The following is a 24,492-nucleotide window of genomic DNA, read 5'->3' on the forward strand; positions in this document are numbered from 1 at the left end:
GGCACTCCTGGGACTTGGCAATGAATGCCGCCGGCTTGGAGGACCCGGGTCTGGAGGACCCGCAGGGCCCGCGGCTGGTCGGCGGGCGGCCTAGTGTACGGCCGGATCGGGCCGCTGTGGCATAAAATGCTCGTCTTGATTGTCCACAGGCCATTCACCCACCCATGCGCTGGTACGGAAAACTGTTCGGCTTCATCGCCGGGGCCCTGCTTTTCAGGCCCAACCCCTTGTTTGGCGGGATCATCGGCCTGCTGCTGGGCCATGCCTTCGACAGCGACTGGTTCAAGCTGGGCAAGGATCTGCCGTACCGTGAACTGGGGGTCACACGTGAGGCCACCGACGCCGAGATCGACCTGGCCTACCGCCGCCTGATGTCCCAGTACCACCCCGACAAAGTAGCCGGTGCCGCGCCTGAACTGCGCGCCCAGGCCGAGAAGAAGGCCCGGCAGATCAACGCCGCCTACGACCGCATCAAAACCCTGCGCAAGCGCTGAAAGGCCCCGTCATGTCCAACTGCATCATTGCCCCGTCCATTCTTTCGGCCAATTTCGCCAAGCTAGGCGAGGAGGTCGACAACGTCCTGGCGGCCGGTGCCGACTGGGTCCATTTCGACGTGATGGACAACCACTACGTGCCCAATCTGACCATCGGCCCGATGGTCTGCCAGGCCCTGCGCAAGCACGGCGTGACCGCGCCGATCGACGTGCACCTGATGGTCGAGCCGGTCGATCGCATCGTGCCGGACTTCGCCGAGGCCGGTGCCAGCATCATCAGCTTCCACCCGGAAGCCAGCCGCCACGTCCACCGCACCATCCAGCTGATCAAGTCGCACGGCTGCAAGGCCGGCCTGGTGCTGAACCCGGCCACCCCGGTCGAGGTGCTGGACTGGGTGCTGGAAGACCTGGACCTGGTGCTGCTGATGTCGGTGAACCCGGGCTTCGGTGGCCAGGCTTTCATCCCGTCGACGCTGGACAAGCTGCGTGCAGTACGGGCGATGATCGACAAGCTCGGCAAGCCGGTGCTGCTGGAAGTCGATGGCGGCGTCAAGGCCGACAATATCGGCGAAATCGCCGCAGCCGGCGCCGACGCCTTCGTGGCCGGTTCGGCCATCTTCAACGCACCTGACTACGCCGCGATGATTGCCAAGATGCGCGGCAATGTTGCTGCGGCGCGGGGCTGAGTGATGGGCGCGGCTGACGTGCAGATTCGTCCGGCAGTTGCCGATGACGCAGGCCTGATCCTGCACTTCATCCGCGAACTGGCCATCTACGAGAAGGCCGAATCCTCGGTGCAGACCGATGAGGCCGGTATCCGCGCCAGCCTGTTCGGCGCCGATGCCAAGGCACAGGCGCTGATCTGCGAACGCGATGGCCAGGCGATTGGTTATGCGGTGTTTTTCTACAACTACTCGACCTGGCTGGGCCGCAACGGCATCTATCTGGAAGATCTGTACGTCAGCCCCGAGTCGCGCGGTAGCGGCGCGGGCAAGGCCTTGTTGCAGCACATCGCGCGTTTGGCGGTGGAGCAGGGTTGTGGCCGCTTCGAGTGGTCGGTGCTGGACTGGAATACCCCGGCCATCGAGTTCTACAAGGCCGCCGGTGCCGTCGCCCAGGACGAATGGACCGTGTATCGCCTGCAAGGCGATGCATTGCAGAAATTCGCCAAAGGCGACTGAGGTAGTGCCGAGCGATGCTCGGCAGAGGCGTTATCGGTAGTGCCCCAGCCGAGCATGGCTCGGCTCTACAAAAACCGTCGCAACGTCATCGGGCGGCCCAGGACTCAAGCCTCCCAGCCTTGCATTGGCTATGCAAAAAGAAGCTGCCCGCGTAGTGCCGAGTCATGCTCGGCAGAGGCTTCGCCGACGACATGTCAGCGCCGCGATTTCGTGGGAGCGGCGTAAGCCGCGAAGCTCGTACATCTTCTGATCGCCTGTACCCCGTTGTTTGATCGCTGCTTGCTTCGCGGCTTATGCCGCTCCCACAACGGAAGCGGGTGGTTTTCTGAAGGCAAAAAAAAAGCCGCAACGTCACCGTTGCGGCCGGGGAATGATATGGGAGGCTGATCCTGCCTCCATCCGTCGTCCTTGCTATGGCCTTTCATTCTCCGGATGCCCCGTGACAAAGGCGTGACATTCATCTGCCTGCAGTGAGCCGCTTGCTAGGCTGAGCGCCTTCCCTGGAGAACGGCATGCAAGCAAGCCCCTGGTTCCTCATCCTCAACGGCAAATCCGCCGGCGACGACGCTGTACGTGAGGCGGTTGCGCAGCTTCGCGAGCAGGGTCAGGACGTGCGGGTCAGGGTGACCTGGGAAAGCGGTGACGCAGAACGCTACGTACGCGAGGCAATCGCCGCGCAGGCGCCGCTGCTGATCGCCGGTGGCGGTGACGGCACCCTCAGTGAAGTGGCCGAGGCCATGGCGCATACCGGGCAGGATGCAGCGCAGCTTCCGGCGCTGGCCTTGTTGCCGCTCGGCACCGCCAACGACTTCGCCACCGCCGCCGGCATTCCCCCCGAGCCGCTGGCCGCTTTGCAGCTGCCAGGCCAGACGCCGGCGCGGCTGATCGATCTGCTGCGGGTTGACGGTGATGGCAGGGTGCATTGGTGCGCCAATCTGGCCAGCGGTGGCTTCGGCACCGAAGTAACCGTGGAAACCCATGACGGACTGAAGAAGATGCTCGGCGGCCTGGCCTATGTCATTACCGGCATCGCCAAGCTGGGCCGGATCGAGCCGATCCAGGCGCGCATCCACGCGCAGGGTTTCGACTGGCAAGGCGGTTTCATCGCGCTGGGGGTCGGCAACGGCCGGCAGGCCGGCGGCGGCCAGCAACTGTGCCCCGAAGCGCTGCTCGACGACGGCCGCCTGGACCTGACCGTGGTGCCGGAGTTGTCCGGCGAGGTGATGTCGACCTTGGGCACCTTGTTCAGCGAAGGCAAGCACGCCGCGCTGGAGCAGGTAGCTGAACGGGCGCGGCTGAGCGAGGTCTGGATCGAGGCCGAACAGCCGCTGACACTGAACCTGGACGGCGAACCCCTGCAGGCCCGGCGCTTCCACCTGCAATGCGTGGCCGGCCGGGTTCGCATGCATCTGCCGGCCGATACGCCCCTGCTGGGCGGGTGAATCGTTGCCGCTGCAAGCATCTGCGCATGCTGCGGATGCACACCGGGCGGCCATCTTGCGGTAAAGTTGGGCGGTGCCCATTTTGACGACCAAGCGTTCCCTTTCTTCCGCTCGCCGCTGGTGGCGATGGTGGCCCGTTGCCGTCGTCCGTACCGCCATCGTCGAATCCCGGAAGGAAAGCCGTCTTGATCACGCAAGAGCAGTTCCAGCAGCTGGCCGCTGAAGGCCACACCGCACACCCGCATAATTTCGTACCCGTCGTCCGCGAAGTGCTGTCCGACCTGGACACGCCGCTTTCGGTCTATCTGAAGCTTGCCGACGGCCCGTATACCTATCTGTTTGAATCGGTCGAAGGCGGCGAGCGCTTTGGGCGCTATTCCATCATCGGCATGCCGGCGCGCCGCATCTACAGCTTCCGTGGGCATACGCTGGAAGTCAGCGAGTTGGGTGAAGTGGTCGAGCGCCGTGAAGTGGCCGATCCGTTGGCCGAAGTGGAAGTGCTGCGCAAGCAGTATTCGGTGCCACAGCTCGATGGCCTGCCGGGCTTTACCGGTGGCCTGGTCGGCTGGTTCGGCTTTGAGTGCATCCAGTACATCGAACCGCACCTGGGTGCGGGCGAAAAGCCCGACGAACTGGGCACGCCCGACATCCTGTTGATGCTGTCCGAAGAACTGGCGGTGTTCGACAACCTCAAGGGCCGCCTGTACCTGATCGTGCACGCCGACCCGGCGCAGCCGCAGGCCTGGGCGCGGGCCAACCGCCGCCTGGACGAGCTGGCTCATCGCCTGCGCCAGGGCGGTGCCGGTTACCCGCAGTCGCAGGTATCCGATGCCATCGACGAGCAGGATTTCCAGTCCTCCTTCACTCGCGAGGAATACCACGCGGTGGTGCGCAAGGCGCAGGAATACGTGCGCGCCGGCGACATCTTCCAGGTGGTGCCGAGCCAGCGCCTGCGCGTGCCGTTCCGCGCGCGGCCGATCGACGTCTATCGCGCGCTGCGAGCATTGAACCCGTCGCCGTACATGTATTTCATCGATGTCGGCGGCACCCAGGTGGTCGGCTCCTCGCCGGAAATTCTGGCGCGCCTGCGCGATGGCATCGTCACCGTGCGTCCCATCGCCGGCACCCGCCCACGCGGCGCGACGCCGGAGCTGGACAAGGCGTTGGAAGTTGAATTGCTGGCCGATCCCAAGGAACGTGCCGAGCACGTGATGCTGATCGATCTGGGCCGCAACGATGTCGGCCGCGTCGCCGAGCCGGGTTCGGTCAAGGTCGGCGAGCAGTTCGTGATCGAACGCTACAGCCACGTCATGCATATCGTCAGCGAAGTCACCGGCACCTTGAAGGCCGGCCTGAGCTATAGCGACGTGATGCGCGCGACCTTCCCGGCCGGCACCGTCAGCGGTGCGCCGAAGATCCGCGCGCTGGAAATCATCCGCGAGCTGGAGCCGGTCAAGCGCAACGTCTACTCCGGCGCGGTCGGTTACATCGGCTGGAATGGCGATGCCGACACCGCCATCGCGATTCGCACTGCGGTGATCCAGGACGGTTATCTGTACGTGCAGGCCGGCGGCGGCGTGGTCTACGACTCCGACCCCGATGCCGAATGGCAGGAAACCATGAACAAGGGCCGCGCGTTGTTCCGTGCGGTGGCGCAGGCGGCGAAGGGTTTGTGAGGTGAACGGTCCGATTGCCAATGGCCTGCGTTCTGCGCTGCTCATGGCAGCGATGGGCTTGGCATCCGTGGCATCAGCCGAGCAAACCGAGGCACGCGCGAACGATCAACTTGCAGTGATTCGTTCACAGGGCGCGGTTCTCCATTTCGACGGGCGCATAGCGCCTGAATCGGTTGGCAAGGTGCGTGCGTTCCTGGATGCGGACCATGCGCTGACAGAGCTGGCCATTCGATCCGGCGGCGGCGATGTCGAGGCGGGGATGGCGTTGGGTCGAATGATCCACGACCGCAGGATGGATGTGCGTGTGGTTGGCGACATCTGCATGTCGTCTTGCGCGAACTACGTGTTCCCGGCAGGTCGGCACAAAGTCGTGGAAAGTGGAGCATTGGTGATCTGGCACGGTTCCATGCTGCAGAAGAATCTTCGCGAGGGCTTTGATTATTCGGGGATTGAAAAGCAGCTTGGTCGGCCACTCAACTGGCTGGAACGATGGTCAATGAGGCGTACTGCGAACAGGTGGTTTCGTCGGGTTTCTGTGGAACAGGTTGCGTTCTACGGAAAGATTGGGGTTGATCCTGCAATAACGGTTCTTGGCCAGGAACAGGGCTGTGCATGCAATTGGACGGTACCGGTTGCGGACATGGCGAAATTTGGAATTGGCTCGGTGAGTGCGGATACCGACTATGCGGCCCCGGGCTATGCACGCTGGGATGGGGAATGGCAGCTGATTACACGCATCGACGAAGCACCGACGGCTACACGACAATGATGAGAGATGAACCATGCTGTTGATGATCGACAACTACGACAGCTTCACCTTCAACCTCGTGCAATACCTGCAGATGCTGGGTGCCGAGGTCAAGGTGGTGCGCAATGACGCGATGAGCGTTGCTGAAATCGCCGCGCTGCAGCCTTCGCACATCGTGGTATCGCCCGGCCCGAAAACGCCGAACGATGCCGGTGTGTCGCTGGAAGTGATCCGCCAGCTGGGCCCGACGATTCCGCTGTTCGGCGTGTGCCTGGGCCACCAGGGCATTGGCCAGGTCTACGGCGGTGATGTGATCCGCGCCGGCAACATCATGCATGGCAAGACTTCGCCCATCCGCCATGAAGGCAAGGGCGTGTTTGCCGGCCTGCCGGACCGCTACGAGGCCACCCGATACCACTCGCTGGTGGTGGACAAGAAAACCTTGCCGTCGGTGCTGGAAATCACCGCCTGGACCGAGAATCCGGATGGCTCGATGGAAGAAATCATGGGCCTGCGTCACCGTGAGTATCCGGTCGAAGGTGTGCAGTTCCACCCCGAATCCATCCTCACCCAGCACGGCCACGCGCTGATGAAGAACTTTCTGGATCGCACATGTTGATCGAGCCGAGCCAGCTGCTGCTGTTCATGCTGGCCGGCTGGTTGTTGAACCTGACGCCGGGCCCGGATGTGCTGTACATGGTCAGCCGTTCGCTGCGCGGTGGCCGCCGCGCCGGGTTTGCCGCGCTCGCAGGCATCATCAGCGGGTGCCTGGTGCATGTGGCGCTGGCTTCGTTGGGGCTGGGCGTGTTGCTGGCGACCTCGGCCACGCTGTTCACGGTGATCAAGTGGATCGGTGCGGCCTATCTGTTGTGGGTGGGCGTGCGCTTGCTGCGCAACACCGGTGAGTCCACGCTGCAGGCGGATGTCGCCGCGAGCAGCGGCAGCGCCGGCTCGTTCTGGCAGGTATTTGCCGGTGGCTTCCTGACCAATGTGCTGAACCCGAAGGTGGTGCTGTTCTTCCTCGCCTTCCTGCCGCAGTTCATCGCGCCGTCCGTGCAGAACAAGCCGCTGGCGTTTGCGCTGCTGGGCCTGATATTCACTGTCAACGGGCTGCCGATCAGTGCGGCTTATGTGCTGGCCGCCGACCGCGTGCGCAGCAGCCGCTGGGCCGCGCGTGGTCTGCAATGGCTGGACAAGCTGGCCGGCGTTCTTTTCATCGGCTTTGGCCTGCGCCTGGCCCTTACCGCGAGGCCTGTGGCATGAGCCTGGAGAATCTCCGTCTGTTCGTGGTCATGCTCGGTGGCCGCCACGCGCGTGCCAATACCGAAGTGCACGACGTGGTGTTCGCAATCGGCCCCAGCATCGAACAGACCTATCCGCAGCTGCGCCAGCAATGGTTCGGCGAGGCGGCCGGCCTGCATCTGGATTCGTGGATGACAGTGGATGGCGTCGAGGACTGGCAGGTGCGCCTGTCGCAGGACGCACCCGCTGCCGATGCGCCGACGCTGTTCTTCGTCAATCTCGGCGGCTATGTCGAAGGCGAATTCGGCGAGGCCCACAGTTATCTGCTGGTGGTTGCCGGCGACGCGGCCGAGGCCAAACGCAAGGCGCTGGCGCGGGCCCAGGCGCAGTGGATCAAGCCGCACCGCGATGCGCTGCTGGAAGTGGACAGCTGCCTGCCGGTGGGGCCGATCGGTGGCCTGCATGTGCAGCTGCGCGCTGGCGCACACGCCGGCATCCACAGCCAAAGCGATTACATCGTTATTTCCTGATTCTTGGAGTTGTCATGACCATCACTGCGCAGGAAGCCCTGCAACGCACCATCGAGCACCGCGAGATCTTCTTCGACGAGATGGTCGATCTGATGCGGCAGATCATGCGCGGCGAAATCTCGCCGACCATGACCTCGGCCATCCTCACCGGCCTGCGGGTCAAGAAGGAAACCGTGGGCGAGATTGCCGGCGCGGCGACGGTGATGCGCGAATTCGCGCTGCCGGTGCAGGTGGCCGACAAGACCCATCTGGTCGATATCGTCGGCACCGGTGGTGACGGCTCGCATACCTTCAACATCTCCACCTGTTCGATGTTCGTGGTGGCCGCAGCAGGCGCCAAGGTGGCCAAGCACGGCAACCGCAGTGTCTCCTCCAAGTCGGGCAGTGCCGACGCGGTGGAAGCACTCGGTGCGGTGATCGAGCTGCAGCCCGCGCAGGTAGCCCGCGCCATCGAGCAGACCGGCATCGGCTTCATGTTCGCGCCCATGCACCACCCGGCGATGAAGGTGGTTGCGCCGGTACGCCGCGAGATGGGCGTGCGCACCATCTTCAACATCCTCGGTCCGCTGACCAACCCGGTGGGCGCTACCAACATCCTGATGGGCGTGTTCCATTCCGACCTGGTCGGCATCCAGGCGCGCGTGCTGCGTGAGCTGGGCGCCGAGCGTGCGCTGGTGGTGTGGGGCCGCGACAACATGGACGAGATCTCGCTGGGCGCCGGCACCCTGGTCGGCGAGCTGCGCGACGGCAAGGTGCGCGAGTATGAAATCCATCCCGAGGATTTCGGCATCGCCATGTCGGCCAGCCGCAACCTCAAGGTCGAGAACCCGGAGGAATCCATCGCCATGCTGCGCGCGGTGCTGGACAACCAGCCGGGCCCGGCCAACGATATCGTGGCGCTCAACGCCGGTGCCGCCCTGTATGTGGCTGGTGTGGCCGACAGCATCGCCGACGGCTTGGCCCGCGCCCGCGCGGTGATTGTCGATGGCGGTGCGCGTGCGCGCATGCAGCAGTACGTGCAGGCCAGCCGCGTGCTGGCCGGCAATCCCCGATAATTCCCTCCCGATACTCCGCGTCCGCAACGCCCGTCTTCCAGGAAGCAGATCCATGAGCGACATCCTCAACACCATCCTCGCCCGCAAAGTGCAGGAGGTAGCCGAGCGCCGCAGCCGCGTGCCGCTGGCCGAGTTGCAGGCGCGCGTGGGCGATGCCTCGCCGGTGCGTGGCTTTGCCAATGCGCTGAACGCGGCCATCGCCAATGGCGATCCGGCGGTGATCGCCGAGATCAAGAAGGCCAGCCCGTCCAAGGGCGTGATCCGCCCGGACTTCCATCCGGCCGATATCGCGGTGAGCTATGAGCTGGGCGGCGCCAGCTGCCTATCGGTGCTGACTGACGTGGACTTCTTCCAGGGCGCCGACCTGTACCTGCAGCAGGCCCGCGAGGCCTGCACGCTGCCGGTGTTGCGCAAGGATTTCGTCATCGACCCGTACCAGGTGGTCGAGGCGCGCGTCTTGGGTGCCGACTGCATCCTGCTGATCGTCTCGGCGCTGGACGACCGGCAGCTGGCCGGGCTGTCCGACCTGGCCATGCAGCTGGGCATGGACGTGCTGGTGGAAGTGCACGACATCGACGAACTGGAACGCGCCATCCAGGTGCCGGTGCCGCTGGTAGGCATCAACAACCGCAACCTGCGCACCTTCGAGGTGTCGCTGGACAACACCTTGTCGATGAAGGACGCGGTGCCGCGTGACCGCCTGCTGGTCACCGAGAGCGGCATCATGGGCCCGGCCGACGTCAAGCTGATGCGCGATGCGGGCGTCAACGCCTTCCTGGTCGGTGAGACCTTCATGCGCGTTGAAGAGCCAGGTGAGGGTCTGCGTCAGCTATTCTTCCCCGCATGACTGAGCCCTATCCGACCCCCCGCGACGACGCGCAGCTGGTCGTCTTCGACTTCGATCACACGCTGTATGACGGTGATTCCGGCAGCCACCTGTTCGCCTGGCTGATCAAGCGCAATCCGCTGCGGCTGCTGGCGGCCATCCTCGCCACGCCATTGCTGGGGCCGTTGGTGGCGCTGCTGCCGACGCGCCGTTTCGGCATTTCCGGCTATGTCTGGATCGCCACCTTCGGCCTGCACCAGGCGCGTGACTTCAACAAGGTGATCGACCAGTACGTGCTCAAGCACGAGCCGCAGATCCGCGAGCACCTGCTGCCGCATGCGCTGCAGGTATTTGCCGCGCACCGCCGTGCCGGTGACCGGGTGATCGTGGCCACCGGCGCGCCGCCGGAGCTGGCGCGCGCCATTCTCGCCTTCGTGGCCGAGCAGGGTGTGCCGGTGATCGGCAGCGAGGTCGGCCCGCGTCTGGGTGCGATGGGTGCCACCCGCCACTGCCACAACGAAGAGAAGATGCGCATGCTGCGCGAGCGCGGTTACGGCGATGTCGCCATCGCCTACTCGGACAGCACCGCCGACCTGCCCCTGCTCAAGGCGGCCAAGGCACCGGTGGTGGTGAACCCCAAGCATTCGCGTGTGGCGTACTTCGGCAAGGTACTGCCCCCCGGCACGCCGATCCTCAACTGGGGCTGCCCCGGCCGCGGCGGCAAGCCGCTGCCGAACTGATCCAAAGCGGAGCCAATATCCCTTCTCCCGTTTACGGGGTTAAGAACAGGCGTTCACGAGCCAAAGGCTCGTGACTGTTCGTACGCCCCGCGTGCTACGCGGGGCCGGGGCGCGGAGCGAGGTGCCCGAAGGGCGGATGAGGGCGCTTTTGAGGCACCTGAAGAGCCTACCGGAGCCGACATCCCTTCTCCCGTTTACGGGAGAAGGTGCCCGGAGGGCGGATGAGGGGAGCTTTTAGAGCTAAAAAGCGCCCTCACCCCAACCCCTCTCCCGTAAACGGGAGAGGGGCTATCAGATTGCAGGCATGTGGAAATCTCCCTTCTCTCGCTTGCGGGAGAAGGTGCCCGCAGGGCGGATGAGGTGAGCTTCTCAAGCTTTTAGAGCTTAAAAGCGTCCTCACCCCAACCCCTCTCCCGTGAACGGGAGAGGGGCTCAGAAAGTCCGCGCGTTGCTTGGCGGCACCTCACTCTCCGCGCAGCTTCGCCACCGCCATGCCGATCTGGAACAGGCTGATCGACAGCACCAGCACGCCGACGCCGATCAGCACCCAGCGCTCCTTGACCCGCTTCACCAGCAGGGCCGCCACCGGCGCGGCCATCATTCCGCCGACCAGCAGGCCGGCGACGATGGACAGGTGCTGCAGGCCCATCGACAGCAGGAAGGTGGCCGAGATCGACAGGGTCACGATGAACTCGGCGGCGTTGACCGAGCCGATGGTGGTGCGTGCCTGGCCGCCACGGGCCAGCAGGGTGGAAGTGGCCACCGGCCCCCAGCCGCCGCCGCCGGTGGCGTCCAGCAGGCCGGCGAAGAAGCCCAGTACCGGCACCCGTTTCACTTCCTGCTTGGCCATGAACTTGCCCGCCGCGCGCGCCAGGATGAAGATCGCCAGTACCAGCAGGTACAGGTAGATGAAGGGGCGCACCACGTCGCCCGGGAGTTGGGTCAGTACATACGCGCCGATCGCGCCGCCAATGGCGCCGGGTATGGCCAGCCGGAAGAACAGGCGCTTGTCGACGTTGCCGGCGGCCAGGTGCGAGACCCCGGACGCGCCGGTGGTGAAGACCTCGGCGGTGTGGATGCTGGCACTGACCGCCGCCGGTGGCAGCCCCATGCTCAGCAGGACCGAGGACGAAATCAGCCCGAACGCCATGCCCAAAGCGCCGTCCACCAGCTGTGCGCCCAGGCCAATCAGGATGAACCAGTAAAATTCGCTTCCAAATTCCATTCCCCAAGCCTGCGGTGCGAGGCAGGTCAGGTCAAGGAAAGTTGCAACGCAACGTAGTGGATTGGGTTGATTTCCTACCTGTATCAGCGCCAAAAAACACGTAATTTGCCGTTATATGTTCAATTTCCGCGTCATTCGAAATCGCGGTGTGCAGCAGTAGCGAGAATCGAGAAAACAGGCTAGTTCGCAATGCCTAATGAGATTTACGGTGCCGACAGAGTTCACAGTTTTAAAGTGCCTTTTTCGTTGTCGTATCTGCATGTCCTCAGGGTGTTCCTCGCCTCGGTAAGGCCAGCGAAGGCTACTGCTGATGACACCAGAATCAACATTCGTGGTGGTGCTGCCTGGGTGAGGCGTTTTTGCGATCCCGGCGTGCCCCAAGCCCCGGCTGCGCGTTTCCGTCCTGCCGGATAGCCCAACGAAGATGCGCCGCAAGCAAGGTTCCGCCGGGAACCCTTGGGCAAAGGTTGCACGCGAGGGAAGGGGGTACGGCGGATGGTCAGCTTCGCAGCCGAGGGAGCGCAGCTCCGTGGTCCTGGCTAAGCGCAGCGCACTCTGGAAGCTGGCAGAAGCGATATTGGCGGGCGGAGGAGACCGTTGGGGCCATGCCGCCAATCTGTCCACGGCTTCCCAAGGGGCGTGCCGCAACCTGGGTTGCCGGCCTGTCTGGCGGCGATCTGTGCCCGAGCGGGAGGCGCGCGGGCCCCTCAAGAAGGGGCGCGCGGACAGGTGCGCTAGGGGCCAGAGGCTACGCCTGCGCTTGAGCAGGCTGAAGGTGGCGCCCTGTCAGGCGCGCGTCGCCACGCGCCTGCAGCCGCGTGGCCCGTGGCGCTGTCCGGCAGCGCGCGAACCACGAGGTTGATACGTGAATACGTATTCGCGCGGGTCAGCGCGTTCCGTACAGCACAACGGTCTTGCCGCGGGCATGCAGCAGCCCATCGGCCTGCAGCTTCTTCAGGACACGGCCGGCCATTTCCCGCGAACACCCCACCAGGCGGGCGATTTCCTGACGCGAGACGCGCAGCTGGGTGCCCTGGGGGTGGCTCATCGATTCCGGTTCCTTGGACAGGTCGTGCAGGGTCCGCACGATGCGGTCGGTCACGTCTAGGAAGGCCAGGCGGCTGGCCTTGCGGCTGGTGTGCAGCAGGCGGCGGGAGATCTGTGAGCCAATGGCGTACAGCAGCTTGGGCGCATCCACTGACAGTGGCCCAAGGAACAGCTGGTGCAGCCTTTCGTAACTGATTTCAGCCAGTTCACAGGGGGTCCGGGTGCGCAGGATCACCTCGCGCTTGTCCGATTCTATGAACAGGCCCATCTCGCCGACGAACTCCCCTGCGCCGAAATAGCCCAGTACCAGTTCACGGTCGTCGTCTTCCTCGGCAATGATGCTGACTGAGCCGCTGATCACGTAATACATGGTTCCGGCGGGGTCCCCGGGGCGGAACACATCGGTCCGCGCAGGGTAGCGGCGCCGGTGGCTGTGGGCCAGAAAGCGGTCAATGGTAGCAATGTCCAGCGCCAGCGGGCTGGAGGCAAGACGCACGTTGGACACGGTGTTGGCGTTACCTGGGCTCATGATGGCGTTCACAGTTTGGATGAACTTGCTTAATGGGCAAGCTTAACGAGGCCGAGCATAAGGGGCAAACGTGCATCACGGAGCAAGTATCACAGGGAGACACTTTGCCCCATACTTCCGCCTTTCCCACCATCTACAGGATCGACCGCCGTGGTCAAGCCGTTGCCTCGCCTGAGGTTGCAAGGATTCAACAACCTCACCAAGGCCTTGAGCTTCAACATTTATGACGTCTGTTATGCGCGTACCGAAGAGGAGCGCCAGCGTTATATCGAGTACATCGACGAGGAATACAACGCCGATCGACTCACGCAGATCCTCACCGATGTGGCTGAAATCATCGGTGCGAACATCCTGAACATCGCGCGTCAGGATTACGACCCACAGGGTGCCTCGGTCACAATTCTCATTTCCGAGGAACCGGTGATCGACAAGAAGCAGGCCGGCAAGGAGTTGATCTCCGACGCCGTGGTCGCGCACATGGACAAGTCGCACATCACCGTGCACACCTATCCGGAAACGCACCCGCAGGAAGGCATCGCAACCTTCCGCGCCGATATCGACGTGGCTACCTGTGGCGTGATTTCGCCGTTGAAGGCGCTGAACTACCTGATCGAGAGTCTGGAATCAGACATCGTGATCATGGATTACCGCGTGCGTGGCTTCACCCGTGATGTGAAGGGCAAGAAGCACTACATCGATCACAAGATCAACTCGATCCAGAACTTCCTGGCCAAGAACATCAAGTCGCGTTACGAGATGTTCGACGTCAATGTCTATCAGGAAAATATCTTCCACACGAAGATGCACCTGCAGGACTTTGACCTGGACAAGTACCTGTTCGAAGAGAAGGCCAAGAACCTGTCCTTCAAGGAACGCATGAAGATCGAGGCGCTGCTGCGCCGCGAGATCGAAGAACTGTTCCACGGCCGCAACCTGGCCGAGTAAGCAGCACCTGCGCGGGCCGGCATGCCTGTCTGCGCAAAAACAGGCGGGACGGCCCGCCCTGCATCTGCTGCAGACGTTTGCCGACGGCGGCCCGGTGTGAACTCACCGGGCCGCCGTCTTTTTTGTAAAGGAAGTTGGCGATGCCCTGGATCTACCTGCTGCTTGCGGGCCTGTTCGAGATTGGATTTGCGCTGGGCCTGAAGTTCAGCGAAGGCTTTACCCGGCTCTGGCCGAGTGTGTTCACCGTGGTATTTGCCGGCATCAGCCTATGGTTGCTGACCCAGGCGCTGCGCACGATACCGGTAGGTACCGGCTATGCGATCTGGACGGGTATCGGCGCCGTTGGCGTGGCGATCGCCGGCGTGATCCTGTTCGGGGACAGCGCCAGCTGGCCGCGCCTGCTGTGCATCGGCCTGATCGTGACCGGCGTCATCGGCCTGAAAATGGTCAGCTGAGCAGTAGTGCCGAGCCATGCTCGGCAAAGGCTCCATGCATGAGCCTGAGCATGTAGTGCCGAGCCATGCTCGGCAGGGGCGTTTCCCGGTAAGGCCCCAGCCGAGCATGGCTCGGCACTACAGCGATGCTTTCACGGTAAGGCCCCAGCCGAGCGTGGCTCGGCACTACAGGTGATGCGTTCCCGGTAAGGCCCCAGCCGAGCATAGCTCGGCGCTACAGGTGAGGCCTTAAATCCGGTACGCCACGGCTTTCATCGCCTTGGAAGCCAGCGCCATCACCGACGGGATCGGGAAGGGCAGCTTGCGCGCGCCGGCATGTTCGGCATGCTCGGCGTGGCGCGCTTCATCGATCTTCATCACCTTGAGGATCTCGCGGCTGCGCTGGTCGGCGGGCGGCAGGGTTTCCAGGTGTTCGTCCAGATGCGCTTCCACCTGGCGCTCGGTCTCCACCACGAAGCCCAGGTTCCAGCCATCGCCGCGCAGGCCGGCCAGGGTGCCGATGGTGTAGCTGCCGGCATACCAGAGCGGGTTGAACAGGCTGGGGCGGCTGTCCAGCTCGCGCAGGCGGTCAGCGCACCAGCTCAGGTGGTCAGTCTCTTCCTGCGCGGCTTCCAGCAGGTGTGCGCGGGTGGCGGGGTCGCGGGCGACCGCTGCCTGGCCGAAATACAGGCCCTGCGCGCAGACCTCGCCGACGTGGTTGATGCGCATCAGGCCGGCGGCGTGGCGGACCTCGGCCGGCTCCAGCACCACTTCGGGGGTGTCGCCGGCCGGGTTGGGGCGGGCGGCCGGCGGATTGCCGAACACCGTGTCCAGCGCGCGCTGGGCTTCGGTCAGCAGGTGGTCCAGGGGCGTTTGTACGCGGGCGGTTATCATGGCGGCCGTGCAGTGGGGTATGTGGCGATTCTCGCCGCTGGCCCTGGGCCTGCCAAGGCCGCGGCAGGTCAGCCGTTCAGGCGCGCAACTTGCGCCGCGGGCGTACGGCCAGTACAATCCCGCCTCTTCTGTTTCACCTTCACAACGCGTGGCAAAGTTCCGGTGGTTCATCTCGCCGAAATCAGCCCGACCTACCTGAGTTCTTTATGAGCACTTTCACTGCAAAGAACGAGACCGTCCAGCGCGACTGGTACCTCGTTGACGCCGCCGGCAAAACGCTGGGCCGTCTCTCCACCGAGCTGGCTCGCCGCCTGCGTGGCAAGCACAAGCCGGTTTACACCCCGCATGTTGACACCGGTGATTACCTGGTCGTCATCAATGCCGACAAAATTACTGTTACCGGCAAGAAGCTGAAGGACAAGAAGTACCATCGCTTCACCGGCTACATCGGTAACCTGAAGACCGAAACCCTGGAGCAGGCGCTGGAGCGTCACCCGGAGCGCGTGATCGAGATCGCCGTCAAGGGCATGCTGCCGAAGGGCCCGCTGGGTCGTCAGATGTACCGCAAGCTCAAGGTCTATGCAGGCACTGAGCATCCGCACGCAGCACAGCAGCCGCAGGTTCTGGATATCTAATCATGGCTATCACTCAAAACTACGGCACTGGCCGCCGCAAGTCCTCCACCGCTCGCGTGTTCCTGCGCAAGGGCACTGGCAACATCACCGTCAATGGCCGTCCGCTGGACGAGTTCTTTGGCCGTGAGACCGCACGCATGATCGTGCGTCAGCCGCTGGAACTGACCCAGAACACCGAAAGCTTTGACATTCTTGTCACTGCTGCTGGTGGTGGCACCACCGGCCAGGCCGGTGCGATCCGTCTGGGCATCGCCCGTGCGCTGGTCGAGTACGACGAAAGCCTGAAGTCCGAGCTGCGCAAGGCTGGCTTCATGACCCGTGACGCTCGTGAAGTCGAGCGTAAGAAGGTCGGCCTGCACAAGGCGCGTCGCGCCACCCAGTTCTCCAAGCGTTAATCGCTTCTGGGTGGGGTTCTTCGGAATCCCACTGGGAAAGCAAAAGCCCGGCTTCGGCCGGGCTTTTGTCGTTTCTGCATTGTGGTGTGGTGTGGTTGCGGTGCGGGTGGGTTCAAGTTGTTCGAACATCCCGTGTCGGATCACAGCGCAAAAATCACCGCACAAAAAAAGACCCGATCTTTCGATCGGGTCTTTCGTATGTGGCAGCCCCGGAAGGATTCGAACCTCCGAATGTCTGAGTCAGAGTCAGATGCCTTACCGCTTGGCGACGGGGCTATGGTGCGCTGTGATTATCGCACATCTGGCCGATGGGTTGGCCTGGGTGTGGCGACAGGTGTGGCGGGATGAAGCAGAAAGGGCCTGATCTTTCGATCAGGCCCTTTTGTGTCTGGCAGCCCCGGAAGGATTCGAACCTCCGAATGTCTGAGTCAGAGTCAGATGCCTTACCGCTTGGCGACGGGGCTGTAGTGCAGGTCAAACCTGCGTCCCTTGGTGGCTATGGGTGGACTCGAACCACCGACCCCAGCATTATGAGTGCTGTGCTCTAACCGGCTGAGCTACATAGCCTTGGGAGCCGGTAATTCTGGTGGTGGCGTAACTTTTTGTCAACAGGTTTTTCTGTGCTTGTGGCATTACAGCAGCCATGGCAGAGTCGTCGACAGTAGAAATTTTAGGAGTCCGCATCGTGATCGATCCGGACGGCTATCGACCGAACGTCGGCATTGTGCTGATGCGGGAAGACGGGCAGGTGTTCTGGGCACGACGTGTGCGCCGGGATGGCTGGCAGTTCCCGCAAGGCGGCATGAATACCGACGAGACCCCGGTCGAGGCCATGTATCGCGAATTGCAGGAAGAAACCGGCCTGCTGCCTGAACACGTTGAAGTCCTGGGGGCGACCCCCGGTTGGCTTCGCTACCGGCTGCCTACACGGGCCATCCGGCATACCGAGAAGCAGGTCTGCATCGGCCAGAAGCAGGTGTGGTTCCTGCTGCGCCTGACTGGCGACGAGGCCCATGTGCGCCTGGATGAAACCGACACGCCGGAGTTCGATCACTGGCGCTGGGTGGACTTCTGGTATCCGGTGGAACACGTGGTGATCTTCAAGCGAGGCGTCTACGCCCGCGCGCTGCGCCACCTGGCGCCGCTGGCGCGGGGTATCGCCGGGCAGGGCGTGCAGGCGATGCCGGCGGCCGCGCAGGAGGCGTGGATGCCTGGCAGCAGTGCCGGCCACGAGCGCCCGCGCAAACGCCCGCGGCGGCCGGGAACTTGGCGCGGCAAGAAGATTAATAATGATTAACGTCCGAAATTGACAACCATTCGCATTTGCGATTGAATGCTGACACGGCCGATGGGGCCGGGTTCAGGGGCGTCAAGCCGTGTACGTTTGCATCTGCACTGGGGTTACCGATCACCAGATCCGTGAAGCCGCGCTTGCCGGTTGTGACAGCGTGTCCGAACTGACCATGCGTACTGGCTGCGGTTCCAATTGCGGCTCCTGCCTGGACATGGCCGCCGGCCTGCTGGAACAGGCGCGCGCCAGCCGCGATCTGCCACTGCCCTTGCTGCGGGCGGCCTGAGCAGGCCTTGCCGCCAGCGCCAGCGGCGTTGGCTAATGATCACGATTCGCGTTCCTTCATTGTCTGCCGGCAACCGGTAAAGTGCGCTCGTTCCAATCGTCGGAGTCAGCGCCATGAAAGGCGACGCCAAGGTCATCGAATTTCTCAACAAGGTCCTCTACAACGAGTTGACCGCCATCAACCAGTACTTCCTGCACGCCAAGATGCTGAAGAACTGGGGCTTGAACGAGCTGGCCGAACACGAATACAAGGAATCGATCGACGAGATGAAGCACGCCGATGTGCTTTCCGATCGCATTCTGTTCCTTGAAGGCCTGCCCAACTTCCAGGCGCTGGGCAAGCTGCGCATCGGCGAAAACCCCACCGAAATCCTCAAGTGCGATCTTGCGCTGGAGAACGAAGCGGCCGCGGTGCTGCGCGATGCGGTGGCCCATGCCGAATCGATCAGCGATTACGTCAGCCGCGAGCTGTTCGTGAAGATCCTCGAGTCCGAGGAAGAACACATCGATTGGCTGGAAACCCAGCTCGATCTGATCGCGCGCATCGGCGAGCCGAACTACCTGCTCACCAAGCTGGAAGACTGATCGCGCCGCAGCCGGGTCAGTACCCCTGCTGCTGTCCGCGCTGGCTGGCCTGATAGTCGGTCAGCGCGACGCGCGCACGCCCGAACTCGGCCACGATCAAGGCCACCATCACCGTTGGCCGTTCCAGTGTGCCGCTGCGTGCGCCGTGCTCAAGCCGGCGTGCGGCTTCGGACAGGGCCAGCACGCCGACATTGGCGCTGGAGGATTTGAGGCTGTGCGCCAGTTGCCCCAGCCGCAGCAGGTCGGGCATTACCGCCGCTTCCTGCAGGTCTCTTACCAGTTGCGGGGTTTCTTCCAGGAACACGTCGATGATGGCGTTGATTTCCTCACCGGCAATTTCAAACAGTTCGTCCAGCACGCTGCGCTCCAGCACGGAGGCGGTGATGCCGTCGGTATGTGCGGTGGAGGCGGCGGCCAGTGCATTGGCGGAAAGGTCGGTGGTGTGCATGCTGGTAACCGGATCGTGGGTTGCAGTTGATGCTGGCTTGAAGGTCAGCAGGCAGGACAGAAGCTGCGCGCGCGAGATGGGCTTGGACAGGTATTCGTCCATGCCGCTGTCCAGGCAGCGCTGGCGGTCGCCGGCCATGGCGTTGGCGGTGATCGCGATGATGGGCAGGCGCGTCGGCGCAGCTGTTCCGGCTTCATGCTCGCGCCAGCGACCGGTGGCGGCAAAGCCGTCCAGCACCGGCATCTGGCAGTCCATCAGCACCGCGTCGTAGCGCTTGGCGTGCATCCTGTCCAGCGCGATGGCGCCGTTTTCGGCCGTGTCCACGTCGCAGCCCAGGATCTTGAGCAGCTTCTGCGCGACCATCAGGTTGACCGAGTTGTCCTCGACCAGCAGCACCTGCATGCCAGCAAGGTCGGCTGCCGCTGTGGCGGGGCCGGGCGCTGCGCGTGCGGCTGCCGGGGCCGCGACTGGCGTCATCTGGGGAATTGCAGTGGCGGTGTCGGCGGCAATCCCCGTAGATGCGATTGTGGCTGTGGCGGGCACGGCGGTGATGGGGGCGGCGATATCGCTGTCGCCCCATAGCAGCAGGGCAGGGTCCGGGCTCAGTGCAACCTGCAATGGCTCGGCCAAGGCGTTGCGCAGCTGGGCATCGGGCAGCTGCCTGGGCAACAGGGTGGCGCTGTCGCGCATGGCCTCGGCGATCGGCGCATCACCGTACAGCCAGAGCAGGCGCGGGCGGTTCTGCTCCATGCGCTCCATTGCACGTTGCAGGGCCGGGGCGCTGTTGCGCAGCGGTTCCAGGTCGCCGATCACCGCATGGAAGATGCCGGAGACGGTGGGCTTGCGCAGGCGTTCCAGCGCCTCCTGCAGGTTGTTGGCGATCACCGGCTGATAGCCCCAGTTGGGCAGCACCAGCTGCAGCCGCTGGCGCAGCCGTGGCTCGGGGGTGACCACCAATACCTGGCGTACGTTGCGCAGGTGTTCGGGCTGGTGCAGGTCGCCAATCACCTTCAACAGCGAAACCTCGAACCAGAAGGTCGAGCCGCGCAGTGGTTCGGATTGCACGCCGATGCTGCCCTGCATCAGGTCGACGATGCGCTTGCAGATGGCCAGGCCCAGCCCGGTGCCGCCGTAAAGGCGGGTGGTGGAGGCGTCGGCCTGGGTGAAGGCGTTGAACAGTCGCTGCGCCTGGCTGGCGTCCAGGCCGATGCCGGTATCGCGTACCTCAAACCGCAGGCGATGCTGCGCGGCGGTTTCGCCCAGGCGCTTGACGTGGATGCTGATCTCGCCCAGTTCGGTGAACTTGATCGCGTTGACCAGCAGGTTGCCCAGCACCTGGCGCAGCCGCACCGGGTCGCCGCGCACCGACAGGCGTACCGCCGGGTCGATCTGCAATGACAGGCGCAGGCCCTTGTGCTCGGCGGCGCGCTGCATCAGCCGCAGCATGCCGTCCAGGGTCTCGCGCAGGTTGAAGGTGGTGATTTCCAGCTCCAGCCGGTTTGCTTCCAGCTTGGAGTAGTCGAGGATGTCGTCGACGATGCGGAACAGCTGCCGCGAGCTCTCGGTGGCCGTGTCCAGCATGTTGCGTTGTTCGAGGCTCAGCTGGCCTTGGGCAACCAGTTCCAGCATCGGCAGGATGCCGTTCAAGGGCGTGCGGATCTCGTGGCTCATCGTGGCCAGGAATTCGCCCTTGGCCAGGGTGGCGGCCTCGGCGGCCTGCTTGGCCTGCAGCAGTGCCTGTTCCAGCGTGCTGTGGTCCTGCGCTGCAACCTGCAGGCGCTTGTTTTCCAGCTGCCCTTCTTCGATCCGCAACTGCAGTGCCTGCGCCAGGCGCATCTGCCGGCCGGCGCTGAGGGCAGCCAGCAGTGCGGCGACCGTGGCCACGGCGGCGCAGCCGGGGACGGACAGGGCCGGTGCTGCCGGAACAAACACCAGCGCGCCTGCAGCCGCGGCGCTGCCAGCTGCAAGCAGCGCCCAGCCGCGCGAGGCCGCCGACACGGGCACGCTCACAGCACCGCGTTCTGGAAGTCGAAGTTGAGCTCGCTGCCTGCGCGTTGCACCACGTTGCCCTGGATGAAATCGATGCCGCCCATCCACATCGCCGCGGCGGCCTGCGGGTCTTCGATCTGCTGGCCGATGATCTGCAGGTTGGCGCGGTGGGCCAGGTCGATCGCGCCGCGCAGTTCGTCGCGCAGCTTCTGGTTGGTGTGGCTGTCGGCGTAGCGTGCGGCCATGCGCACAAAGCTCAGCGGCAGCTGGGTGAGCAGGGCATTGGCTTCGGCGCCGGGTTCAAACTGGCTCAGGCAGAACTGCACGCCGGCCGGCATCAGCTGCGCGCAGAACTGCTGCAGGCTCACCGCATGCACCAATGCATCGGATAGACGAACGTCGATGACCAGGCCGTTGCCGGCCACCTGGCGTTCCTGCAGCGCATTGAGCAGCCATTCGGCATAGGCGCTGCGCGCCAGACTGCGCATCGACTGGGAAAGGAACAGGCGCATCGGCGGCTGTGCGAACTGGTACAGGTGCAGCAGCCCCAGCGCGTGCTCGACCACCTGCTGGTCCAGGTCGGCGATGCGCCCGGCCGCTTCGGCGGCGGGAATCACCTGGCCGGCGGACAGCAGCGTGCCGTTGCTCTGGCGCAGCCGCAGCAGCACCTGGTACTGGGCGGTATCGCCGCCGGCAACGGCGACGATGGGCTGGTAGGCCAGTTCGATCTGGCCCTCCAGCAGGGCCAGGTGTTCGTTGTTCAGGGCGACGTCGCTGCTTTCGTAGGCGGCTATGCCGGCGGTGCTCAGCCGCGCCTGCAGGGCAGTGCGCTCCACCGCTTCCAGCGCGGCATCGGCATCGCTGAGGTCCTGCGACAGGTTGGCATGGCCGACCACGCAGCGCAGGAATACCGATTCATCCTCGCGCGGCGCAAACGGCTTCGCCGACAGGCCATCGCGCACCTGCTGCGCAAGCGCCGGTACATCGGCTTCATCGATGCCGCGGCTGAGCAGCAGGAAGCTGTTGTCATTGAGCCGGGCCAGCAGGTGCGGGCGCAGGTTTTCGGCCAGGCGTTGCCCGGCCTGCACCATCAGCCGTTCGTAGCTGGCGTAGCCATAACGCTCGCGCAGGCCCAGCGCACTGGCGATCTCGATGAACAGCAGGCCGGCCGGTTGCTGTTCGGCAATGGCAGCCTGCAGTTGCTGCATCACGTTGTGGCGGGTTGGCAGGCCGGTCTCGGGGTTGTTCATCAGCGGGCCGGCGTCGGCCTTGCCCAGCGGCTGCATGCGGTTGCGGCGGATGCGGTTGGCCACAGCGGCGACCAGGTGGCGTGGACGGATGGGCTTGACCAGCACGTCATCGGCGCCGCAATCGAGTACCTCGAACTGACGGTCGGGGTCGGCTTCGCCGGTCAGGAACACGATCGGCAGCAGCTGCTGGTGCGGCTGCTGGCGGATCATCGCGGTCAAGCGCATGCCGTCCAGCCCGGGCATGTGCAGGTCCATCAGGATCAGGTCGGGGCGGTGCTCGCTGATGGCCTGCTGCACGCCTTCAACGTCCATCTGCACGAAGGCCTGCATGCCGGCGCCGTGCAGCACGCTCTGCGCGAACAGGGCCTGCGAGCGGTTGTCCTCGACGATCAGTACCCGGTACGGGGTGTCATCGCCGACATCGCTGGCCAGCGCTGCCGCACCGCTGCCTTCGCCGGTCTTGAGCTGCGCCTGCACCGCTTCGGTGGGCGGCGCATTGCGCACGCTCCAGCGCTGCGAGTAATCGGCAGGAGGAGTTTCCGCGCGGAGCGGGCGGGCAGATGCGTTGAGTGTATCGGTGCTGGCCATCAGGGGATTATGGTTCAGGGGGCGGGCGGCAGCGAGTGGTCGCCGGGCGTTGAGGTTGCCGATGCTGGCGTGTCAGCGCTGGCGAACATGCGCTTGAGCCCGCGCCACAGCGTGCGCCACACCAGCCAGACAACCAGGGCGCCGATGACGCTGGCACTGATCACGAAGATCAAGGCCAGCCAGGGATGGGCAAAGGCCAACGCCAGGGCACCGATCACCACGCTGTCTTCGGCAAACGAGGCAACCCAGTTGCTGGCCGGTTCGGGTGAGGTGTTGAGCAGGGCGCGGGTGCCGGCCTTCAGACCATGGCTGGTCAGTGCGATGCCGGCACCGGCGGCCAATACCCCGGTGCTGAGTTCGCCATTGGGCGACAGCGTGGCGGCGGCAAGAAAGGCGCCGGCCGGGACGCGCGCCAATGTCTGCAGCAGGTCCCAGATCGAATCCACGCCGGGGATCTTGTCGGCAAAGAACTCGGCCACGGCCAGCGCGCCGGAGGTGCCAAGCACCCACCAGGACTCGGTGGCCTGCAGCGCCGGGGGCAGGTCCACCCAGCCCATCAGGCCGGCCATGCCGACGCCGAAGACGGTCAGGTAGACACGGATGCCGGCCAGCCAGGCCAGCAAAATGCCGATGACGAATACATGGGCTTCGGTCATGGGGGAGTCCGGCCGGGTACTGTGAGCAGGATCGCAACTATCGAGCATGGCTGCGGTGATTGCCAGCCATCCACCCGCCAGCGCGTGTACATGCGTGTCGTTTACACTGATCCGTCGTTTCAGACTGAGCACACGTCGCCCTCACGGGCCACTGGAGCCTGCCATGACCCACCGACCTTCTTCACGTTTCCAGATCACCCCGCGTGGCGCGACGCGCGCGCGCCCGGCCTGGCTTCCGCTTGCCATAGTGGCTGTTGCCTGGGTGCTGTCGCTGCTGCTGGTCGGCTGGCTGGCGGCGCGTTACGCCTCGCCCGATGCCGGCGGCATGCGCGAAAAACTACGTCAGAGCGAGGCGCTGGTCAGCCAGCAGCGCAGCCAGCTTGATGAGCTGCGCCAGCGCCAGGCCACGCTGGAGGCCTCGGACAAGATCAGCCGCGCCGCCAACAACGAAGTTCAGGCCTCGCTGGGCGAGCGCGACGAGGAGATCGCCGGCCTGCGCGCCGACGTGGCCTTCTATGAGCGGCTGGTGGGCTCCACCAGTCAGCGCAAGGGCTTGAACGCGCACTCGGTGGAGTTTTCGCCGGAAGCGGCCGGCACCTGGCACTACAGCGTGGTGCTGACCCAGAACCTCAATCGCGGTGCGATCAGCCAGGGCCAGCTGCGGTTTTCGGTTGAGGGTGTGAAGGACGGAAAGCTGACAACAGTGAGCTGGGATGACCTACATCAGCGCAAGGGAGCGCCGGGGCAGGATTATTCCTTCCGTTATTTTCAACAACTGGACGGTAGCGTGATGCTGCCCCGGGATTTCACGCCGCAACGTGTGCGAGTCTCCCTGACCGGAGCCGGGGGGAGCTCCAGCCAGACATTCGATTGGAAACTCGCCGGCAACGGCAGAGGGGAGTAAGCATGTTCAAGAGCAAATCCAAGCACGACGGCGACATGGCCGTAGACGCCCTCATCGGCTCGCAGGTGGAAATCCGCGGCGACGTGGTGTTCAGCGGCAGCCTGTACGTGGAAGGCCGCATCATCGGTAAAGTGGTGGCCGAGGAAGGCGCCAAGGCAATGCTGACCCTGGCCGAGCACGGCCGGATCGAGGGCGAAGTGCGCGCTGCGGTAGTGGTGCTTAGCGGCACCATGGAAGGTGACGTGCATGCCAGCGAGCGCATCGAGCTGACGCCGAGTGCGCGTGTCACCGGCAACGTGCATTACACCGTGGTCGAAATGAGCGCCGGTGCCCAGCTCAATGGCCGCCTGCTGCACACCGCGGCGATGGCAGCGCTGCCGGCGCCGGAGGCCAAGGCTGCCGAGAAATCCAAGAAAGCTGAAGCCGCTGCGGCTTGAAACAGGGGCTTGCCGGCCCCA

27 protein-coding genes and 3 tRNA genes are annotated in these 24,492 nt (G+C 64.3%); 21 read left to right on the plus strand and 9 right to left on the minus strand.

Annotation, left to right across the window (positions count from 1 at the left end; genetic code table 11):
• Positions 1-164 precede the first annotated feature (164 nt).
• From BCV67_RS11770 to BCV67_RS11825, 12 genes are all read left to right on the plus strand, one after another.
• A complete protein-coding gene (locus tag BCV67_RS11770) occupies positions 165-494 on the plus strand; it encodes a J domain-containing protein (RefSeq protein ID WP_062170167.1) in 330 nt (109 codons plus the stop codon).
• An 11-nt stretch (positions 495-505) separates the two neighbouring features.
• Positions 506-1,180, plus strand: coding sequence for a ribulose-phosphate 3-epimerase (rpe, locus tag BCV67_RS11775; RefSeq protein ID WP_062170166.1), 675 nt, complete (start codon positions 506-508; stop codon positions 1,178-1,180).
• Positions 1,181-1,183: 3 nt separating this feature from the next.
• Entirely contained in the window at positions 1,184-1,675 is a 492-nt protein-coding gene (locus tag BCV67_RS11780; protein ID WP_062170164.1) for a GNAT family N-acetyltransferase, read from the plus strand.
• Between the two features lie 512 nt (positions 1,676-2,187).
• Entirely contained in the window at positions 2,188-3,117 is a 930-nt protein-coding gene (gene yegS, locus BCV67_RS11785) for a lipid kinase YegS (protein WP_062170162.1), read from the plus strand.
• Between the two features lie 185 nt (positions 3,118-3,302).
• Positions 3,303-4,793 (plus strand): anthranilate synthase component I, encoded by a 1,491-nt coding sequence (gene trpE / locus BCV67_RS11790; RefSeq protein ID WP_057626440.1) that lies wholly within the window; start codon positions 3,303-3,305, stop codon positions 4,791-4,793.
• 1 nt (position 4,794) lies between these two features.
• Positions 4,795-5,562, plus strand: coding sequence for a hypothetical protein (locus tag BCV67_RS11795; protein WP_156455879.1), 768 nt, complete (start codon positions 4,795-4,797; stop codon positions 5,560-5,562).
• A gap of 13 nt (positions 5,563-5,575) precedes the next feature.
• On the plus strand, positions 5,576-6,160 hold the full coding sequence (locus BCV67_RS11800) for an anthranilate synthase component II (RefSeq protein WP_062170157.1): 585 nt from the start codon (positions 5,576-5,578) through the stop codon (positions 6,158-6,160).
• Complete coding sequence (locus BCV67_RS11805) at positions 6,154-6,804, plus strand: LysE family translocator (RefSeq protein WP_062170156.1); 651 nt, start codon at positions 6,154-6,156, stop codon at positions 6,802-6,804. Before BCV67_RS11800 ends, BCV67_RS11805 begins: the two co-directional genes overlap by 7 nt.
• Positions 6,801-7,313: a DUF1543 domain-containing protein gene (locus BCV67_RS11810; protein WP_062170153.1), complete on the plus strand. Its 513-nt coding sequence runs from the start codon at positions 6,801-6,803 to the stop codon at positions 7,311-7,313. The genes BCV67_RS11805 and BCV67_RS11810 overlap by 4 nt, the downstream gene beginning before the upstream one ends.
• 14 nt (positions 7,314-7,327) lie before the next feature.
• Positions 7,328-8,368: an anthranilate phosphoribosyltransferase gene (gene trpD, locus BCV67_RS11815; protein WP_062170151.1), complete on the plus strand. Its 1,041-nt coding sequence runs from the start codon at positions 7,328-7,330 to the stop codon at positions 8,366-8,368.
• Positions 8,369-8,420: 52 nt separating this feature from the next.
• Positions 8,421-9,215, plus strand: a complete 795-nt coding sequence (trpC, locus tag BCV67_RS11820; RefSeq protein ID WP_062170149.1) for an indole-3-glycerol phosphate synthase TrpC — start codon at positions 8,421-8,423, stop codon at positions 9,213-9,215.
• Entirely contained in the window at positions 9,212-9,934 is a 723-nt protein-coding gene (locus BCV67_RS11825; RefSeq protein ID WP_062170147.1) for a haloacid dehalogenase-like hydrolase, read from the plus strand. Before trpC ends, BCV67_RS11825 begins: the two co-directional genes overlap by 4 nt.
• Positions 9,935-10,397: 463 nt before the next feature.
• Here the strand turns inward: BCV67_RS11825 and BCV67_RS11830 are convergent, their stop codons facing one another.
• Together BCV67_RS11830 and crp are read right to left on the minus strand one after the other, a co-directional pair.
• Positions 10,398-11,159 (minus strand): sulfite exporter TauE/SafE family protein, encoded by a 762-nt coding sequence (locus BCV67_RS11830; RefSeq protein ID WP_062170145.1) that lies wholly within the window; start codon positions 11,157-11,159, stop codon positions 10,398-10,400.
• A gap of 886 nt (positions 11,160-12,045) precedes the next feature.
• On the minus strand, positions 12,046-12,735 hold the full coding sequence (gene crp / locus BCV67_RS11835) for a cAMP-activated global transcriptional regulator CRP (RefSeq protein ID WP_062171836.1): 690 nt from the start codon (positions 12,733-12,735) through the stop codon (positions 12,046-12,048).
• Positions 12,736-12,885: 150 nt separating this feature from the next.
• On the opposite strand from crp, the gene speD reads away from it, so the two are divergent.
• Together speD and BCV67_RS11845 are read left to right on the plus strand one after the other, a co-directional pair.
• Positions 12,886-13,680 (plus strand): adenosylmethionine decarboxylase, encoded by a 795-nt coding sequence (speD, locus tag BCV67_RS11840; RefSeq protein ID WP_057626430.1) that lies wholly within the window; start codon positions 12,886-12,888, stop codon positions 13,678-13,680.
• Between the two features lie 140 nt (positions 13,681-13,820).
• Positions 13,821-14,135: a DMT family transporter gene (locus BCV67_RS11845; protein WP_057626429.1), complete on the plus strand. Its 315-nt coding sequence runs from the start codon at positions 13,821-13,823 to the stop codon at positions 14,133-14,135.
• A gap of 228 nt (positions 14,136-14,363) precedes the next feature.
• On the opposite strand, the gene coq7 is transcribed toward BCV67_RS11845, so the two are convergent.
• Entirely contained in the window at positions 14,364-15,008 is a 645-nt protein-coding gene (coq7, locus tag BCV67_RS11850) for a 2-polyprenyl-3-methyl-6-methoxy-1,4-benzoquinone monooxygenase (RefSeq protein ID WP_062170143.1), read from the minus strand.
• 206 nt (positions 15,009-15,214) lie between these two features.
• On the opposite strand from coq7, the gene rplM reads away from it, so the two are divergent.
• A complete protein-coding gene (gene rplM / locus BCV67_RS11855; protein ID WP_062170141.1) occupies positions 15,215-15,643 on the plus strand; it encodes a 50S ribosomal protein L13 in 429 nt (142 codons plus the stop codon).
• 2 nt (positions 15,644-15,645) lie between these two features.
• Entirely contained in the window at positions 15,646-16,038 is a 393-nt protein-coding gene (gene rpsI, locus BCV67_RS11860) for a 30S ribosomal protein S9 (protein ID WP_062170138.1), read from the plus strand.
• 201 nt (positions 16,039-16,239) lie between these two features.
• Here rpsI and BCV67_RS11865 read toward each other — a convergent pair.
• The 3 genes from BCV67_RS11865 to BCV67_RS11875 all read right to left on the minus strand — a co-directional run bounded on the left by BCV67_RS11865 (position 16,240) and on the right by BCV67_RS11875 (position 16,605).
• Positions 16,240-16,314, minus strand: a tRNA-Gln gene (locus BCV67_RS11865).
• A gap of 113 nt (positions 16,315-16,427) precedes the next feature.
• Positions 16,428-16,502, minus strand: a tRNA-Gln gene (locus BCV67_RS11870).
• A 26-nt stretch (positions 16,503-16,528) separates the two neighbouring features.
• Positions 16,529-16,605: transfer RNA gene (locus BCV67_RS11875), tRNA-Met, on the minus strand.
• A 118-nt stretch (positions 16,606-16,723) separates the two neighbouring features.
• Here BCV67_RS11875 and BCV67_RS11880 point away from each other — a divergent pair.
• The 3 genes from BCV67_RS11880 to bfr all read left to right on the plus strand — a co-directional run bounded on the left by BCV67_RS11880 (position 16,724) and on the right by bfr (position 18,199).
• Positions 16,724-17,335, plus strand: coding sequence for an RNA pyrophosphohydrolase (locus BCV67_RS11880; protein WP_062170136.1), 612 nt, complete (start codon positions 16,724-16,726; stop codon positions 17,333-17,335).
• 79 nt (positions 17,336-17,414) lie between these two features.
• A complete protein-coding gene (locus BCV67_RS11885) occupies positions 17,415-17,615 on the plus strand; it encodes a (2Fe-2S)-binding protein (RefSeq protein ID WP_062170135.1) in 201 nt (66 codons plus the stop codon).
• 113 nt (positions 17,616-17,728) lie between these two features.
• Entirely contained in the window at positions 17,729-18,199 is a 471-nt protein-coding gene (bfr, locus tag BCV67_RS11890; protein WP_062170132.1) for a bacterioferritin, read from the plus strand.
• 16 nt (positions 18,200-18,215) lie between these two features.
• Here bfr and BCV67_RS11895 read toward each other — a convergent pair whose 3' ends face one another.
• From BCV67_RS11895 to BCV67_RS11905, 3 genes are read right to left on the minus strand one after another with little or no spacing between them, the layout of a single operon-like run.
• Positions 18,216-20,651: an ATP-binding protein gene (locus tag BCV67_RS11895; protein WP_062171834.1), complete on the minus strand. Its 2,436-nt coding sequence runs from the start codon at positions 20,649-20,651 to the stop codon at positions 18,216-18,218.
• A gap of 2 nt (positions 20,652-20,653) precedes the next feature.
• A complete protein-coding gene (locus BCV67_RS11900) occupies positions 20,654-22,474 on the minus strand; it encodes an EAL domain-containing protein (protein WP_062170130.1) in 1,821 nt (606 codons plus the stop codon).
• A 14-nt stretch (positions 22,475-22,488) separates the two neighbouring features.
• Complete coding sequence (locus tag BCV67_RS11905; RefSeq protein ID WP_057626420.1) at positions 22,489-23,130, minus strand: DUF4126 domain-containing protein; 642 nt, start codon at positions 23,128-23,130, stop codon at positions 22,489-22,491.
• Positions 23,131-23,293: 163 nt separating this feature from the next.
• On the opposite strand from BCV67_RS11905, the gene BCV67_RS11910 reads away from it, so the two are divergent.
• Together BCV67_RS11910 and BCV67_RS11915 are read left to right on the plus strand one after the other, a co-directional pair.
• Complete coding sequence (locus BCV67_RS11910; RefSeq protein WP_062170128.1) at positions 23,294-24,034, plus strand: DUF6776 family protein; 741 nt, start codon at positions 23,294-23,296, stop codon at positions 24,032-24,034.
• Between the two features lie 2 nt (positions 24,035-24,036).
• Positions 24,037-24,471, plus strand: coding sequence for a bactofilin family protein (locus BCV67_RS11915; protein ID WP_062169733.1), 435 nt, complete (start codon positions 24,037-24,039; stop codon positions 24,469-24,471).
• Positions 24,472-24,492: the final 21 nt, after the last annotated feature.

It is taken from the genome of Stenotrophomonas nitritireducens (assembly GCF_001700965.1).
In the GTDB taxonomy this organism is placed as follows: Bacteria; Pseudomonadota; Gammaproteobacteria; order Xanthomonadales; family Xanthomonadaceae; genus Stenotrophomonas; species Stenotrophomonas nitritireducens_A.

Coding starts and splice junctions, on each gene's coding strand:
- BCV67_RS11770 (WP_062170167.1), top strand. CDS start 165: ATGCGCTGGTACGGAAAACTGTTCGGCTTCATCGCCGGGGCCCTGCTT.
- rpe (WP_062170166.1), top strand. CDS start 506: ATGTCCAACTGCATCATTGCCCCGTCCATTCTTTCGGCCAATTTCGCC.
- BCV67_RS11780 (WP_062170164.1), top strand. CDS start 1,184: ATGGGCGCGGCTGACGTGCAGATTCGTCCGGCAGTTGCCGATGACGCA.
- yegS (WP_062170162.1), top strand. CDS start 2,188: ATGCAAGCAAGCCCCTGGTTCCTCATCCTCAACGGCAAATCCGCCGGC.
- BCV67_RS11800 (WP_062170157.1), top strand. CDS start 5,576: ATGCTGTTGATGATCGACAACTACGACAGCTTCACCTTCAACCTCGTG.
- BCV67_RS11805 (WP_062170156.1), top strand. CDS start 6,154: ATGTTGATCGAGCCGAGCCAGCTGCTGCTGTTCATGCTGGCCGGCTGG.
- BCV67_RS11810 (WP_062170153.1), top strand. CDS start 6,801: ATGAGCCTGGAGAATCTCCGTCTGTTCGTGGTCATGCTCGGTGGCCGC.
- trpD (WP_062170151.1), top strand. CDS start 7,328: ATGACCATCACTGCGCAGGAAGCCCTGCAACGCACCATCGAGCACCGC.
- trpC (WP_062170149.1), top strand. CDS start 8,421: ATGAGCGACATCCTCAACACCATCCTCGCCCGCAAAGTGCAGGAGGTA.
- BCV67_RS11825 (WP_062170147.1), top strand. CDS start 9,212: ATGACTGAGCCCTATCCGACCCCCCGCGACGACGCGCAGCTGGTCGTC.
- BCV67_RS11830 (WP_062170145.1), bottom strand. CDS start 11,159: ATGGAATTTGGAAGCGAATTTTACTGGTTCATCCTGATTGGCCTGGGC.
- crp (WP_062171836.1), bottom strand. CDS start 12,735: ATGAGCCCAGGTAACGCCAACACCGTGTCCAACGTGCGTCTTGCCTCC.
- BCV67_RS11845 (WP_057626429.1), top strand. CDS start 13,821: ATGCCCTGGATCTACCTGCTGCTTGCGGGCCTGTTCGAGATTGGATTT.
- coq7 (WP_062170143.1), bottom strand. CDS start 15,008: ATGATAACCGCCCGCGTACAAACGCCCCTGGACCACCTGCTGACCGAA.
- rplM (WP_062170141.1), top strand. CDS start 15,215: ATGAGCACTTTCACTGCAAAGAACGAGACCGTCCAGCGCGACTGGTAC.
- rpsI (WP_062170138.1), top strand. CDS start 15,646: ATGGCTATCACTCAAAACTACGGCACTGGCCGCCGCAAGTCCTCCACC.
- bfr (WP_062170132.1), top strand. CDS start 17,729: ATGAAAGGCGACGCCAAGGTCATCGAATTTCTCAACAAGGTCCTCTAC.
- BCV67_RS11900 (WP_062170130.1), bottom strand. CDS start 22,474: ATGGCCAGCACCGATACACTCAACGCATCTGCCCGCCCGCTCCGCGCG.
- BCV67_RS11905 (WP_057626420.1), bottom strand. CDS start 23,130: ATGACCGAAGCCCATGTATTCGTCATCGGCATTTTGCTGGCCTGGCTG.
- BCV67_RS11910 (WP_062170128.1), top strand. CDS start 23,294: ATGACCCACCGACCTTCTTCACGTTTCCAGATCACCCCGCGTGGCGCG.
- BCV67_RS11915 (WP_062169733.1), top strand. CDS start 24,037: ATGTTCAAGAGCAAATCCAAGCACGACGGCGACATGGCCGTAGACGCC.